The organism is Pseudomonas sp. H1h, assembly GCF_000633255.1.
GTDB lineage: Bacteria > Pseudomonadota > Gammaproteobacteria > Pseudomonadales > Pseudomonadaceae > Aquipseudomonas.
Map to the genome: position 1 here is coordinate 11,972 of NZ_AYMJ01000018.1, position 13,463 is coordinate 25,434.

Consider the following 13,463-nt stretch of genomic DNA (forward strand, 5'->3'; position numbering starts at 1 on the left):
TCTGGCGGTGTTGCGACTGACGCCTTTGCGAGCAAGCCCGCTCCCACAGTGGATCTTCAGTGAACACAACACACGTGTTCGACACAGATCCAATGTAGGAGTGAGCCTGTTCGCGATGGCGTCAGTCCGGCCGAGGCCTCACTGTTTGACACTCATAATGTGTCGGGACAGCAAGATTCAGGCGGGTTGCGCGTTGTTCCAGAATTGTTTGATTTCGTGAATGTTGCCCACGTTGTAACGCGGCATGAAGCTGGCGCACGGTGACGCAGCCGTGGTCTTCACGGGAGTGGTGATGACGTTGGTGCCTGCATGCAGCAGTTGGGTTTGGTTCCAGTTATCGAGTGGCTTGTTCATACAGATTTCCTTTCTGATTGAGTGGGCAGAGAAGTCTGCTCACGTTGTAGCCGGGACAGCAGGCTTTCAAACAGCGCTGTCTCCTGCCGGGCGATACCGGGATAAGTCGGTGTCAGGTTGTCGTCGAAGCACCAGGCTTCTTCGGTTTTGTTCTCCTGCCGAGGATGAATAAGCAAGCTCAGCGAGGCGGACATCGTTTCAGGTGGAAGCTGCTTGTGTACTTCGCTTAGTGGAAGCATGTGCAGCACCTCACCCGGAATAAGTTTAAGGACTCGTTCTTCGCCAAACTTCGGTTTTACGCCTGCCTGAAGTGGCGTTTGTTGGAGAATCTCTCGCGAAACGGTGGTGTAACCGTCACCGCTGTATCCCACGCAGTAGAGCTCGAAGTCATGACTGTGGTTGAGGTCGTAGATGAAGGTTTCCCGCTCATCCCGTGACGTGGCAGGCGCCCAGAAACCCAGGCGCACGGTGAACAGGTCGTTGGAGTGCAGAACAAATGCATAAGCGCCGTAGAGTCTGTTTTTGGTACTGAAACCGTCCTGCTGGATCGTCGTATAAAGGTATTCACTCAACAACGTACGGTTGCTGGCCAGTTGACGCAGGTCGGCAATGATCTTCGCGCTATCCAGCTGCAGATCGTAGGTCGCCATACGCTCGACAAAAGTATTCAGTTTCATGCGGCTTCACACTGGTCGAGTAAATGGTTCAGGCGGCTGTTTTGCAGATTTCTCAACAGCGGTGCGCAATTCAACGCAGCCTGCGGATCGGTTCTGCTGATCACCTGAAAAGCCTTCCAGGCGACAGCGGGGTGGTAGTGATAAATCAATTCTTCAGCCACTTTGCAGGCGCCGGGGTCCTGGGCGGCTTCAAGCAGCTCAAGACTCACCAGGAAGCGTGCGGCGCTGTCGTCATGCGGGAACCAGGCGACTTTGCGCAATGACGCGGGGTCAAACACACCGATGTCGGCAGTTTTTTCAGGCAGATTGATGCTGCCAATGAAAGCCGGGTGCCCGTCGCCATTGGGGTTGCTGTCGAACAGGACCTTCGCGCCGTCCACGAACAGCGGATTATTGCCATCCACGATGACCCGCTCTGCAAGCGTCAGGCACTCACCTTCGAGCTGGTAAAGTTGAATGGGAAATGACTCCCCGTTGATTGCAAACAAAATGCTTTTGCCGGGGACGGAATAAAGTTGTTCCGGGGCCGTCGCCTTATCTGGAGTTTTCAGGCTGATGTTTCCATCGTTGTTGCAGTATAAAGTCAGTGTTCCGGTGTGAATGTTTGTCGCTTTCAGGATCGCAGCGCGATGAAGCGAGTCTTGAATGTCGGCTGTTGGGTTGATTAACTGTTTTGCCAGATTATGTATTTCGGCCCCCATGTTTGTTGTCTTGATACGGGCGATCAATTGTGCAGGCGCCAAGTCTGGGTTGAGCAGGTTTTTTATCATGGGGGATCACTTTTATAGGCTGTCAAATAAACTGCAGAGAGTTACTTGAGCAGGCGCAAACATCTGGCTTTTTGGTTATGGGTAAATAGACGTCAATGGCTGAGTATTCTGCTCATTGACGTCTACGGCGACGCTATACGCCAAGCGGGTTAGCCTTGGACAGGCAGCTCGCGGATTTTCTTGATTTCGTGAATGTTGCCCACATTGAAACGCAGTCCGTCCCAGCCCGGGCAGTTGGCTGCGTGGGTGGATTTGGTCGGAGTATTGATAACTTTTGCCTCTGCGCGTAACAGGGGTGCATTTTCCCAGTTTTGAGTAACGGCGTTCATAAATATCCTTATTTGTTGGTTGTGCTTGATATGGGTCGGTTTTTTAATTTTGCTTTTGGGGTATTAAACATTTTGCCTGTTTAACGATTTGCGATTATAGGGAGGCGATATTTAATATCAATGCAGGAGTTGTTATTAAATATTGGTAGTTATTCTGATTTGTGTATTGCCTGGCGGGCGCCGACGGCGATTGACCGAAGTATTCTGGTCGCCTGGCCGGTGACATTGCGTCTACCGGCCCTTTTGGAAGTTACCAGAGGGAGAGAGAACTCCGTACAGGAGTTATTCTTTCACACTCATATATTCCTTCGCCCAGAGAATGTACTCCTCAGGCTGGGTATAGGTGTGCGTCAGTTCGGTGGCGCTCAGGTCCGAGGCCTGGGTGAAGATCTGCCGCTGTTCGCGCAGGCTGTCGTAGGTGGCCTTGATCGCGGCGAAATATGCGCCATGGCCGTCGATGGTCACGCGTACGCCGAGTTCTGCCAGACGCTTGTCGTCACGCAGGGCCGGGTTGCCGTAGGTGACCAGCATCAGCGGGACGGTCAGGTGCTCGGCAATCTGTTCCAACTGATCGAAGTCCTGCACCCCGACCATGCAGATGCCGTCGGCGCCAGCGGCCTGGTACTGCCGGGTACGGCTGATGATTTCCTGGTTCGGCAGGATGCCGGCGTTGGTGCGGGCAATGATCGCCATTTCCGAATCGACACGAGCTTCCAGCGCTGCACGGATCTTGCCGACGCCTTCGGCAACCGAGATCAGGTCGGTGGACTTGCGCCCGAATTGTGCCGGCAGCAGGGTGTCTTCGATGGTCAGGGCGGCGACGCCGGCGCGTTCCAGTTCAACAATGGTGCGCATCACGTTGAGGGCGTTGCCGTAGCCGTGGTCGGCGTCGGCGATCACCGGCAATTGGGCGACGCGGCCGATACGGGTGGCCTGTTCGGCGAACTCGCTGAGGGTGATCAGGGCGAAGTCGGGGGCGCCCAGCACCTGCAGCGAGGCCACGGAGCCGCCGAGGATACCCACTTCAAAACCGAGGTCTGCGGCAATGCGCGCGGACATCGGGTCGAACACCGAGGCGGTGTGATAGCAGGTGTCGGAGGCCAGCAATTGACGGAAGTTACGGCGCAAATCTTGATGGGAAAGCCTGGTCATACGAGTTCCACCAATACAAAGGAATGGAACGGCTTGAGCAAAGGTGTCAACGCCGAAGAATGAAAAGGCTATCACGCGGATGGGTCAAGGTTCATGACGAATTTGCGAGGGAGGAGCGGATTCAGGCCGCGACCGCCTGTTGCTGTTGCCGGGGCAGCAGCACCGCGCGCACCGAATTGCCCGGTTGCAGCTGCAGACGCTTGGCGGTGAGGCGGTCGACCACCAGGGTATTGCCGACCTGACGGCCCGGAGCCACGGTGATGCGGCAGTTTTCCAGGCGTCGGTTGTGGATCAGCCACAGCGGCGCCTGATCGTCGGGTGTGCCGAGGGTCAACGTCAGTGCGAGGCTGTCGCGCACAGTACGGATGTTCGGAATCTCGGCTTCGATCACCGGGCCGCCGTCGAAGATGTCGATGTAGCCCTTATGCACAAAACCTTCTTCGCGCAGGATCTTCAGCGCCGGTTCGGTGTTGGGGTGCGGTTGGCCGATGACCGCTTGCGCCTGTTCGGTGAGCAGGCAGGTGTACAGCGGCTGGCGCGGCATCAGTTCGGCGATGAACGATTTGTTGCCCAGGCCCGACAAGTGGTCGGCGTGGCTGAAGTCCATCTTGAAAAAGTGCCGGCCCAGGCTGTCCCAGAACGGTGAACAGCCGAGTTCATCGGCATTGCCGCGCAATTCGGCGATCATTTTCTCGCCAAACAGCTGCGGGAACTCAGCCACGAACAACAGGCGTCCGAGCGACAGCAACCGGCCATTACTGCCATGACGGTGCTCCGGATGCAGGAACAGCGAACACAGCTCCGATTGGCCAGTCAGTTCGTTATTGAGGAACAGTGTGGGAATCTGCCGCGAAATGCCGAGATCCGGCGCCGAACTCACGGTCAACCCGACGCGGTAGTTGTACCACGGCTCACGCAGGCCCACCGCCCCGGTCAGGGCGCTGACGCCAACCACGCGCAAGTCGTCGTCTTCGAGCACGAACAGATAATCGGCGTCGGCCCGCTCCACCTGCGCGGCGAACGCCCGCTGGGCCCAGCGCACCCGGTGGGCGAGGCGGTCTTCATTGGCCGGCAGGGTGGTGAACCCGGGGCCGGCCTGTCGAACCAGGGTCATCAGCGCTGGCAGGTCGCTGACTTTGACCGGACGGACGATCATGCGGTAACTCCTTGTACGCGCCTGTTCGGGCACTGTCGTTGGGTGTGCAGCCGGGCGTGGTTCACAGGGCGATCAGCCTGATCGTGCGGCCATCGGTGACATTCAGCGCCGCACACAGATCCGGCGTCAGGGACAGCGGTTGATCGGGCTGGTAATCCAGTTCGGCGACGATGGCCCGGAAGCCGTGCAGTGCGTCGTTACTCAAGAGGTAGCGGCCGCGGGCGTCGATTTGCGGCTGCTGGCGCACGCTGGCGGTCTGACTGTGGGCAATCGAACGGATGTTCGCGGTGCGCGCATACAGGGTCGGGCCGGCGTCGAACAGATCGATGTAGCTGTTGGTTTCAAAGCCTTCACGCTCAAGGATGTCGAAGGCTTCCTGGCCGTCCGGGTGAATCCGGCCGATGCACGCCTGGGCAGCCGGGGGCAGCATCGGCACGTAAATCGGGTATTGCGGCATCAGTTCGGCGAGAAACGAGCGGCTTTGCAGGCCACACAGGCGCTCGGCCTCGACATAGGGCAGATCAAAGAAATGCTTGCCTAGGGCGTCCCAGAACGGCGAGTGGCCGTTTTCGTCGCTGTAGCCGACAATTTCGGTGATCACCGCATCGGAGAAACGTTGGGCGTGGGCGGCGATGAACAGCAGGCGCGCCCGCGACAGCAATTCGGAAAAGGCGCTGCGCACCAGCGCGTTATCGATGTGAAAGCCGCGCAGCAGAGTGTGGTCGTTGAGGTCGTGACACAGCGACAGCGCCGGCACGCCGTGCTCGATGTTCAATTCCCGCGAGGCACTGGTGAAGTGCCGGTTGCGCAGGCTGTAGAACGGCTCGTTGAAACCGGCAGTGGCGAGGATCTCCGAGCAGCCGACCAGCCGCCGAGTGTCGAGGTCTTCCAGCACGAAGAAGTAGTTCTCCGGGCCTTGCGCCTGAACGTCGCTGTCGAACGAGGCGCAGGAACCGGCGATTTTTTCGCGCAGGCGCTCGCTGTCGTCCGGCAGCGACGTGACGCCGACCAGACTGTCGCGGGCCAGTTGCTGCAATTGCGGCAGGTCGGTTGGCTCGACTGGGCGTAAGACCAGCATGGATGCACTCCTGTATCAAAGGGTTCGGTGATCCCCACCGAACCTGACTATCACTGTCGGTTGCCACGCTTTAAAGCGGCGGTCGCCTGATTTGTTGTCAGACGCTGCCCTTTTTCTTGTCAGCCATTGCTCGGGTCAGGCAGCGCGGTGCTGGCGCCGAGCTTGTTCAGGAAGAACAGGTACACCAGGCCCAAAGCGATCCAGATCAGCCCGAGTTTCTGCGCATCGACGCCCATGTTGTACATGATGGCGGCGACGATGATGAAACCGATCACCGGGCAGATCAGATGGCGTACGACCTGACCCGACTTCTGCCGACGCCAGTAGTAGTTGATTACCGTCAGGTGCAGCAGCATGAAACCGCTGAGGGCACCGAAGTTGACCAGCGAGGTCAGGGTGTCGACCGAATTGATGAACAGGTAGCAGATCACCAGCGACAGCACCGCCACCAGATAGATGCTCAGGTACGGGGTGTTGTGTTTCGGGTGCACCTTGGCCAGCACTTTCGGCAACTTGCCGTCGCGGGCCATGCCGAACAGCAGGCGCGACACGGCGGCTTGCGAGGTGATCGCCACCGCGACGCCCCAGGCCAGTGCGGTCGCCACGCCGGTCAGCGTCGCCAGCCAGCTGCCGGCAGCGATTTCGGCAATTTCATAGAACGCGGTGTCGGCGGACTTGAAACCCATGCCGGCAGCCAGATCGGTGGCGATCCAGGTCTGTACGACGAAAATCGCGCCCATCACCACCAAGGTGATCAGCGCCGCTTTGCCGACGCTTTTGCCCGGGTCGCCTTTGATTTCTTCGGCGAGGGTCGAGATCGCATCGAAGCCGAGGAAAGACAGCACTGCAATCGACACCGCTTGCATCAGCAGGGCGAAGTTGAAGGTTTCCGCGTGATACAACGGCGCCAGGGTCAGCTCGCCGTTGCCACCACCGTTGTGCAGGGCGTTCCAGGCGTAGAACAGGAAAATCCCCAGCACCACCAGCTGTGCCAGCAGGAAGATGATGTTCATCCGTGCGGTGAAAGTGATGCCGCGCAGGTTGACGAAGGTGGCGCTGACCAGGAACGCCAGGATGAAGCCGACTTTCGGAATGTCCGGGTACAGATGGTTCAGGGCCATCGCCGCATAGACGTACAGCAGCGGTGGAATCAGCAGATAGTCGAGCAGCATCAGCCAGCCGGCGATGAAGCCGACGTGTTGATTGAGGCCGCGTTGCGCGTAGGAATATACCGAACCTGCAATCGGAAACGCCCGCGCCATGCTGCCGTAGCTCAGCGCGGTGAACAGCATTGCCACCATGCCGATGATGTAGGCCAGCGGCACCATCCCGGGCGCCTCGGCATTGACGTAGCCATACACGCCGAAGGGGGCGATGGGGATCATGAAGATCATCCCGTACACCACCAGGTCGGTCAGTGTCAGGCTACGTTTCAACTCCTGTTTGTAGCCGAACTCTTCTATTTCCATGAAGCGCAACTCCTTGTCAGCCTATCCAGCGTTTTTAGTTGTTATATCGGTCCATCGTTTACAGCATCAGCGGTTTTTACAGCATTCGTTACAGCCACGGTGCCAGGCGCTCGGCCCACAGTGACACGGCTTCGGGGCTGCGCAGCAGGTCGTTGCGCACCTCGATCAGCACCGACTCCAGCCCTCGTGCATCGCCGTGCACCGGTACCGTCATGTCGCCCAACGGATCAATCCGGTACGGCTGGTTGCCCGCAACTTTCAGCGGGTGCTGGCCGAGGCCGTCGATCAGCCGTTGCGCATAGGCGCTGGCCTGACCGAACAGCACACCGACTTCCAGCGGGCGCGGCTGGCCGTAATACACCGGGGTGAAACTGTGAATTCCTACCACCCGCACCGGCTGGCCCTGCGCGACGCGCTCGTCGATCAGGGTCTGCAGCCGGGCGTGAAACGGTTTGAACAGCTGCTGGCGCCGGTATTCGCGAGTGGCTTCATCCAGATCGCGGTTGCCGGGCACCTGATAGATCTCGCTCTGCGCCGGAATGCTGTCAGGGGCATGCCGGGGCCGATTGAGGTCGATCAACAGCCGTGAATAGTTGGCGCTCAACAACGTCGCGCCGAGTTTTTCCGACAGCGCTTCTGCCAGTTGCAGTGCACCGATGTCCCAGGCGATGTGCTCGCGGGCGGCTGCATCGTCCAGGCCCAGATTGCTCAGGGCTTCGGGGATGTAGCGGCTGGCGTGCTCACACACCAGGATCAACGGATGCGAAGAATCTTCGCGGCTCAGGTTGTAGACCGGGCGGGTGTACAACCCCAGTTCGGCGGATTCAGTACAGGCGTGCATAGTGCTCACACAGGTCAGCGGGCGAGAGCTGTTCCGTCAGCGCCAGTTCCTCGGTTTTAAGGGCGTGGTAGGTGTCGAGCAACGGCTTGGGCAGCCATTGGTTGAAGGCTGCACTGTCACGCAGGCAATCCAGCGCCTGGGCCAGTGAGGCGGGCAGGGCAACGATGCCCCGGGCCTTGCGTTGCTCGTCGTTGAGTGAATCGGGAATCTCATCAGTGATCGCGTTCAGTGCCAGACGCTGTTCGATGCCCAGCCGTCCGGCAATCAGCAGCGCGGCCATCGCCAGGTGCGGCGAGGCGGTGGCGTCCATGGCGCGAAATTCCAGGTTGTACTGCGCCGCCACGGATTTGCCGCCCAGGCTCACGGTCGGGCAGATGCGCAGCGCCGCTTCACGGTTCTGCTGCCCCAGGCACGCGTAGGACGCGCTCCAGTGATGCGGTTGCAAACGCTCGTACGACACCGGCGTCGGCGCGGTGAACGCACACAGCGCTGGCAGGTAATGCAGGATCCCGGCAGCCCAATGCTGGCCGAGGGTCGACAAACCGTTGCTGGTGCCGGCGTCGTACAGCATCGGCAGACCTTGCAGATCGAGCAGGCTGACGTGCAGGTGCACGCCGTTGCACACCGCGTCGGCCTTGGTTTTCGGTGCGAAACTGACGTCGACGCCCATTTGCCGGGCGATTTCGCGGGTGATCTCGCGCACATTCACCGCGCGGTCCGCCGCTGCCACACCGCGAGTCGGGCGGCAGGTGATTTCGTATTGATGTTTGCCGTATTCGGGCAGGAACATTTCCGGTTCAACGCCGCCGGCGCGCAGGGCACTCAGCAGCCAGCCGCCGAATTCGGCGCCCTGACGCTGGGCTTCGAGGGAGAACGCCTGGTGTTCAGCGAAACCGGCATGCAGGTTGAATTCGTGTTCGAACGCCGCGTTGACCTGCAAGCCGAGTTCGTCGCGATAGCGCTCGATTTCATCGCGCAACAATGTGCGTGGGCAGGCGCTCCATGGGCGTCCATCGGTCTCGCGGATGTCGCCATGGATGAAGTCCAGCGCCGGCGCCGCGGCATCTGGCCCGTTGCCGACGGTGACGCGACTGGCCAGGTCCGGAATCAGCCGCAAGTCGCCATAAGCGCCCCACGGGTTGGCCTGGGCGATGATGTCCTGCGGCGTCAGTGCGCTGTTGGCCGGCACCCAGCCGCAACCGGCGGCTTGATAGTGCTCCAGCTCGTCAGTGGGGAACGAACGGCCACGGGTAATGCCGATCAGGTCGGTGGTGACGATGGTGGTCATCGGCAACGGCGTCAGGCGCTCGCTCATGGTCGCAGCTCCTGCAACCGGCCGAGCACGGTTTGCGTGTCGGTGATCCAGCAGTAACCCTTGATCGCATTCAGGCAGGCGTCATGCCGCGCCGGGGTGTAGGTGGCGCAGGCGTCTTCGACCAGCGTCACCAGATAACCACGGTCGGCGGCGTCGCGCACCGCCATGTCGACGCACTGGTCGGTAACGATGCCGGCGATGATCAGGTGACGGGTCTCGAGGTTGCGCAGCACGTAATCGATGTTGGTCGAGTTGAACACCCCGGACGAGGTTTTCGGCAACACGATCTCGTTTTCCACCGGGGTCAGGTCGTCGATGATTCGCGCCTGCTCACTGCCCTTGGGCAGGTGCATGTCCGACAGCTTGTGGTCCAGCGAGCGGTCGCGGCCGTCGGCGGTCAGGCTTTCGATAATGGTGTGCAGCACGTTCTGCCGCGCTTCGCGAAAGGCGCTGAGCAACCGGCGCTGGTTGGGCACCACCTGCATGTGGGTGCGGGTCAGGAAATATTCGGCGTCCGGCCCGTTCAGGTGCGGGTCGTATTGCGGTTCGAGCCAGGCACGCTGCATGTCCACCAGCAACAATGCGGTGTGATCGGTGACAAACGGCAAGTCCCGCGGCGAGCGGTGGGGAAGGCTGAACATCCTTATTTATCCTCCAGCAGGTGGGTGTTGAACTCGTTGCGCATCGCGTCGATGCCTTCCAGGCGATCGGCCAGATCGGGGCTGCGCAGGGTCAGGCTGGCAATCAGCGCCTCGACCTGGGCCAGCGCCGGCACCATGGTGTCGAACGGCGAGGCCGATTCGACCGGGGCGCTGATGATCAGGTCGGCGAGTTCGCGCAGCGGTGATGCATAGATGTCGGTGAACAACACCACCCGGGCATTGCGGCTTTTTGCGGCGCTGGCCACGCGCAGAGCCTGGGTCTGGTAGCGGCGATAGTCGAACAACAGCACCACGTCCTGACGTTGCAGGTCGAACAAGCGGTCAGGCAGTTGCGCGTTGTCTTCCAGGGCAAAGCAGCCGGGGCGCAGCAGGCGCAAGTGATTGAGCAGGTAGTTGGCCATCAGGCTGCTGAAACGCCCGCCGAAGCAGTAGATCTGGTGCCGCGTATCGAGCAGCCAGTCGAGCAGAATGCGCACGTCTTCAGGCTGGGTCAGGGCCTGGGTTTCCACCAGCAACCGCTGGCTGTCGGCCAGATAATGGCCCCAGGCATCGTCCTTGTTCAGGTGCGAGCGCGGTTGCAACAGGGTGCTTGGCGAACGCAGGCGGTGGTCCATGTCGCTGAGCAAGGCGTCCTGAAATTCGGCATAACCGCCGAATCCGAGCTTCTTCACCAGTCGCACAATGGTCGGATCGCTGACGCCGGCGTGTTCAGCCAGACGCGCCATCGGACCGAGGCCGTTGCGTGGATACTGGTCGAGCAGGGCGCGAATCACTTTGCGCTCCGACGGCGTCAGCTCCAGGCCGGGATCGGTGATCAAGTCTCTAAGAGGGGGCATCCGGGCTCCTGCTGGATGAAGGGGTGTTGAATTCGTTTCACAATCCGTTAAAACAGTATTTATGTAACTCAGGTTACATGTCTAGTGAATTTTTAGCGGTAGCGATTCAGCGTTTAAATAACGTGAGAGGCCTGTGTCACAAGGGCTACACCGATGTCGTCGACACTTGTAGTCCATTGCCCATTGATTTGTAAGACATTGCCGTTTTTACGCGCTCATCAGGCCGGACGACCAGTTTGCGAGATCCCCCGAACCGCCCGGTTTGCGGCACAATTGCCGCAAACCGGGCGGTTTGCCGCCCATTAATTGATGTTCAGCGAGTGCAACCCCGTGCAATCCACCCGTTTGACTTTGATTTGTCACGCTCGAACCGTCGCACAGAAATTGTCGCGTTTTCCTACGAACGAGCCTGTTGAAAATCAGCCATTGGCGCTCGGTGCGCTGGCAAAACAGTTCGGTAGCGCCACGCGTTTGCTGTGCGGGCCGGAATTGCGCACGCGGCAGACCGCCGAGGGGTTCGGTGCAACGCCGCAAGTGGACGATGCGCTGCGTGATTGCGACTGGGGGCGCTGGCACGGGCAAGCGATCAAGGATCTGCAACTGAGTGAGGCCGAAGCCTTGCAAGCGTGGATCAGCGATCCGCAGGCGGCACCCCACGGTGGTGAGTCGGTGATGCAATTGGGCGAACGCGTGGCGGCGTGGCTGACCAGCCTGCAAGGTGCACCGGGGCACGTCGTCGCCATCACTCATCCGTTCGTGGTGCGCGCCGCATTAATGCAGGTGGTGCAAGGCGCAGCGTTCAACGCGATTGATGTTGAACCGCTGTCAGTGGTCCAACTGCGATTCAACGGGATCTGGCGGCTACGCTTACCCGGTATCGAACTTGCGGGAGCACAGTGATGAAACGACTGCTGGTCATCGGCATCGGCGCCGGCAACCCCGACTACATCACCCTGCAGGCGGTGAAGGCGCTCAACCGGGTGGACGTGTTCTTTTTGATGGATAAAGGCCAGAGCAAAAACAAACTGATCGAGCTGCGCCGGGACATTTGTGAACGCTACATCACCGATCCGGCTTATCGATTCGTGGAAGCGCAAAGCCCGGAACGTGAACGCGGCGACGTGGACTACACCCGCGCGGTCGATGATCTGAACCGCGCTAAACAGCAAACCTTCGAGCGGTTGATCAATGAAGAATTGGCTGACGAGCAGTGCGGCGGTTTCCTCGTGTGGGGTGACCCGGCGCTGTACGACAGCACGATTCGCATTCTGCGGGCGATTCTGGCGTCAGGCCGCTGTGTTTTCGAGTTTGAAGTGATCCCAGGCATTAGCAGCGTTCAGGCTCTGGCCGCGCAACACAAGGTGCCGCTGAACACCATTGGCCGGCCGATCGAAATCACCACCGGCCGGCGCTTGGCGGCGGGGCAAGTGAGTGACACCGACAGTCTGGTGGTGATGCTCGATGCCGAGGACGCTTACCACAGCGTGGCGGATCAGCAGACCGAGATTTACTGGGGCGCTTACCTCGGCACGCCGGATGAGATTCTGATCAGCGGTAAGCTCAAGGATGTGGCGGATCTGATCGAGCGTATGCGCCAGGCGGCGCGGGCTAAGCATGGGTGGATCATGGATACCTATCTGTTGCGCAAGCCTTAGATTGTTGTTGTATGGGCCGGCCCCTTCGCGAGCAGGCTCGCTCCCACAGGGGGCGCATTTCAAATGTGGGAGCGAGCCTGCTCGCGAAAGCGGTCTATGAGTCACCTCAGGAAATCGCTTTGACCCCACGCCCAAACCGCTCCCGATACACCGACGGCGGCACCCCGACCACACTGCGAAATGCCACGCGAAAACTTTCCACCGAGCGGTAACCACAGCGCTGGGCGATCTGCTCGGTGTTGTGCGCGGTGCTCTCCAGCAGCTCCCGCGCCCGCGCCAGGCGTTCGTGCTGCAACCAGGCCTTGGGGGATTGCCCGCTGGCTTCGCTGAACCGCCGCAGAAACGTGCGCTCGCTCATCGCCGCTTCGCTGGCCAGATCGCGCACTTCCAGTGGTTGGTGCAGGCGCTCGCGGGCCCACTGCATCACCCGCGACAGGTCATTGCGCGGTGTGGGGCTGACGGGCGTGGGGATGAACTGCGCCTGGCCGCCGGTGCGTTGCGGCGACATCACCAGCCGCCGCGCGACCGAATTGGCGACCTGAGTGCCGAAGTCCCGCGCCACCAGATGCAGGCACGCATCGATCCCGGCGGCGCTGCCCGCCGAGGTGATCAACTGGCCGGCGTCGACGTAGAGCACCTCCGGATCGACCGCAATCGCCGGAAAGCGCCGCGCCAGCTCATCGCTGTAGCGCCAGTGGGTGGTTGCGCCGTGGCCGTCGAGCAAGCCGCTGGCAGCCAGCACAAACACCCCGGAGCAGATCGATAGCAGCCGCGCACCCTGGGCGTGGGCCTGGCGCAAGGCTTCGAGCAGAGCCGATGGCACCGGGGCCTCGCGGTCACGCCAACCGGGAATGATGATGGTGCGCGCCTGCGCCAGCAGGTCCAGGCCACCATCGGCCAGTACGTGGATCCCGCCCATGGCGCGCATCGGCCCTTGGTCGACGGCAACGATGCGGTGCTCGTACCACGGGAAGTCGAACTCCGGCCGAGTCAGGCCGAAGATCTCCACGGCAATCCCGAACTCGAAGGTACAGAGGCCGTCGTAGGCCAGAATTGCGACCAATCCAGGTGATTCAGGCATTTGGCGGAAAATTCCCGGTGAGTGTCTTGCGCGCCACTGTAGCGTCAAGTGCCGGCCGGATAAAGTCTGTTCACCCCCAACAGATATA

General features: G+C 60.4%; 15 protein-coding genes. 2 read left to right on the forward strand and 13 right to left on the reverse strand.

All coding sequences use genetic code 11. The features are described from left to right. Positions 1–177: 177 nt before the first annotated feature. The 12 genes from U862_RS30895 to U862_RS0115720 form a co-directional block, all read right to left on the reverse strand. On the reverse strand, positions 178–354 hold the full coding sequence (locus U862_RS30895; RefSeq protein WP_177327345.1) for a hypothetical protein: 177 nt from the start codon (positions 352–354) through the stop codon (positions 178–180). Continuing rightward, positions 351–1,031 (reverse strand): hypothetical protein, encoded by a 681-nt coding sequence (locus U862_RS0115670; protein ID WP_025111250.1) that lies wholly within the window; start codon positions 1,029–1,031, stop codon positions 351–353. The genes U862_RS30895 and U862_RS0115670 overlap by 4 nt, the downstream gene beginning before the upstream one ends. Further along, on the reverse strand, positions 1,028–1,801 hold the full coding sequence (locus U862_RS0115675) for a hypothetical protein (RefSeq protein WP_025111251.1): 774 nt from the start codon (positions 1,799–1,801) through the stop codon (positions 1,028–1,030). The genes U862_RS0115670 and U862_RS0115675 overlap by 4 nt, the downstream gene beginning before the upstream one ends. A 149-nt stretch (positions 1,802–1,950) precedes the next feature. Next, positions 1,951–2,130 (reverse strand): hypothetical protein, encoded by a 180-nt coding sequence (locus U862_RS0115680; RefSeq protein ID WP_025111252.1) that lies wholly within the window; start codon positions 2,128–2,130, stop codon positions 1,951–1,953. A gap of 282 nt (positions 2,131–2,412) precedes the next feature. Further along, positions 2,413–3,282: an oxaloacetate decarboxylase gene (locus tag U862_RS0115685; protein WP_025111253.1), complete on the reverse strand. Its 870-nt coding sequence runs from the start codon at positions 3,280–3,282 to the stop codon at positions 2,413–2,415. 121 nt (positions 3,283–3,403) lie between these two features. Continuing rightward, positions 3,404–4,438, reverse strand: a complete 1,035-nt coding sequence (gene astA / locus U862_RS0115690) for an arginine N-succinyltransferase (RefSeq protein ID WP_025111254.1) — start codon at positions 4,436–4,438, stop codon at positions 3,404–3,406. A gap of 61 nt (positions 4,439–4,499) precedes the next feature. Further along, complete coding sequence (locus U862_RS0115695; protein ID WP_025111255.1) at positions 4,500–5,516, reverse strand: arginine N-succinyltransferase; 1,017 nt, start codon at positions 5,514–5,516, stop codon at positions 4,500–4,502. A gap of 119 nt (positions 5,517–5,635) precedes the next feature. Then, a complete protein-coding gene (locus U862_RS0115700) occupies positions 5,636–6,985 on the reverse strand; it encodes an APC family permease (protein WP_025111256.1) in 1,350 nt (449 codons plus the stop codon). A gap of 88 nt (positions 6,986–7,073) precedes the next feature. Further along, positions 7,074–7,826 (reverse strand): N-formylglutamate amidohydrolase, encoded by a 753-nt coding sequence (locus tag U862_RS0115705; RefSeq protein WP_025111257.1) that lies wholly within the window; start codon positions 7,824–7,826, stop codon positions 7,074–7,076. Further along, the gene (locus U862_RS0115710) at positions 7,810–9,141 is read right to left on the reverse strand and encodes a glutamine synthetase (RefSeq protein WP_025111258.1); all 1,332 of its coding nucleotides are present in this window, start codon (positions 9,139–9,141) and stop codon (positions 7,810–7,812) included. Before U862_RS0115710 ends, U862_RS0115705 begins: the two co-directional genes overlap by 17 nt. Beyond that, positions 9,138–9,782, reverse strand: a complete 645-nt coding sequence (locus tag U862_RS0115715) for an isochorismatase family cysteine hydrolase (protein WP_025111259.1) — start codon at positions 9,780–9,782, stop codon at positions 9,138–9,140. The genes U862_RS0115710 and U862_RS0115715 overlap by 4 nt, the downstream gene beginning before the upstream one ends. 2 nt (positions 9,783–9,784) lie before the next feature. Continuing rightward, a complete protein-coding gene (locus U862_RS0115720; RefSeq protein WP_025111260.1) occupies positions 9,785–10,639 on the reverse strand; it encodes a MurR/RpiR family transcriptional regulator in 855 nt (284 codons plus the stop codon). 309 nt (positions 10,640–10,948) lie between these two features. Here U862_RS0115720 and U862_RS0115725 point away from each other — a divergent pair, with 309 nt between their 5' ends. Next, positions 10,949–11,539, forward strand: coding sequence for a histidine phosphatase family protein (locus U862_RS0115725; RefSeq protein ID WP_177327346.1), 591 nt, complete (start codon positions 10,949–10,951; stop codon positions 11,537–11,539). Continuing rightward, a complete protein-coding gene (gene cobF, locus U862_RS0115730; RefSeq protein WP_025111262.1) occupies positions 11,539–12,294 on the forward strand; it encodes a precorrin-6A synthase (deacetylating) in 756 nt (251 codons plus the stop codon). The genes U862_RS0115725 and cobF overlap by 1 nt, the downstream gene beginning before the upstream one ends. Positions 12,295–12,400: 106 nt before the next feature. Here the strand turns inward: cobF and ftrA are convergent, their stop codons facing one another. Next, positions 12,401–13,375 carry a transcriptional regulator FtrA gene (ftrA, locus tag U862_RS0115735; RefSeq protein ID WP_025111263.1) on the reverse strand — a complete coding sequence of 325 codons (975 nt, stop codon included), beginning with the start codon at positions 13,373–13,375 and terminating at the stop codon, positions 12,401–12,403. Positions 13,376–13,463 lie beyond the last annotated feature (88 nt).

Excerpts from the sequence above, each read along its gene's own strand:
- U862_RS30895 (WP_177327345.1), bottom strand. The coding sequence starts at position 354 with ATGAACAAGCCACTCGATAACTGGAACCAAACCCAACTGCTGCATGCA.
- U862_RS0115670 (WP_025111250.1), bottom strand. The coding sequence starts at position 1,031 with ATGAAACTGAATACTTTTGTCGAGCGTATGGCGACCTACGATCTGCAG.
- U862_RS0115675 (WP_025111251.1), bottom strand. The coding sequence starts at position 1,801 with ATGATAAAAAACCTGCTCAACCCAGACTTGGCGCCTGCACAATTGATC.
- U862_RS0115680 (WP_025111252.1), bottom strand. The coding sequence starts at position 2,130 with ATGAACGCCGTTACTCAAAACTGGGAAAATGCACCCCTGTTACGCGCA.
- U862_RS0115685 (WP_025111253.1), bottom strand. The coding sequence starts at position 3,282 with ATGACCAGGCTTTCCCATCAAGATTTGCGCCGTAACTTCCGTCAATTG.
- astA (WP_025111254.1), bottom strand. The coding sequence starts at position 4,438 with ATGATCGTCCGTCCGGTCAAAGTCAGCGACCTGCCAGCGCTGATGACC.
- U862_RS0115695 (WP_025111255.1), bottom strand. The coding sequence starts at position 5,516 with ATGCTGGTCTTACGCCCAGTCGAGCCAACCGACCTGCCGCAATTGCAG.
- U862_RS0115700 (WP_025111256.1), bottom strand. The coding sequence starts at position 6,985 with ATGGAAATAGAAGAGTTCGGCTACAAACAGGAGTTGAAACGTAGCCTG.
- U862_RS0115705 (WP_025111257.1), bottom strand. The coding sequence starts at position 7,826 with ATGCACGCCTGTACTGAATCCGCCGAACTGGGGTTGTACACCCGCCCG.
- U862_RS0115710 (WP_025111258.1), bottom strand. The coding sequence starts at position 9,141 with ATGAGCGAGCGCCTGACGCCGTTGCCGATGACCACCATCGTCACCACC.
- U862_RS0115715 (WP_025111259.1), bottom strand. The coding sequence starts at position 9,782 with ATGTTCAGCCTTCCCCACCGCTCGCCGCGGGACTTGCCGTTTGTCACC.
- U862_RS0115720 (WP_025111260.1), bottom strand. The coding sequence starts at position 10,639 with ATGCCCCCTCTTAGAGACTTGATCACCGATCCCGGCCTGGAGCTGACG.
- U862_RS0115725 (WP_177327346.1), top strand. The coding sequence starts at position 10,949 with ATGTTCAGCGAGTGCAACCCCGTGCAATCCACCCGTTTGACTTTGATT.
- cobF (WP_025111262.1), top strand. The coding sequence starts at position 11,539 with ATGAAACGACTGCTGGTCATCGGCATCGGCGCCGGCAACCCCGACTAC.
- ftrA (WP_025111263.1), bottom strand. The coding sequence starts at position 13,375 with ATGCCTGAATCACCTGGATTGGTCGCAATTCTGGCCTACGACGGCCTC.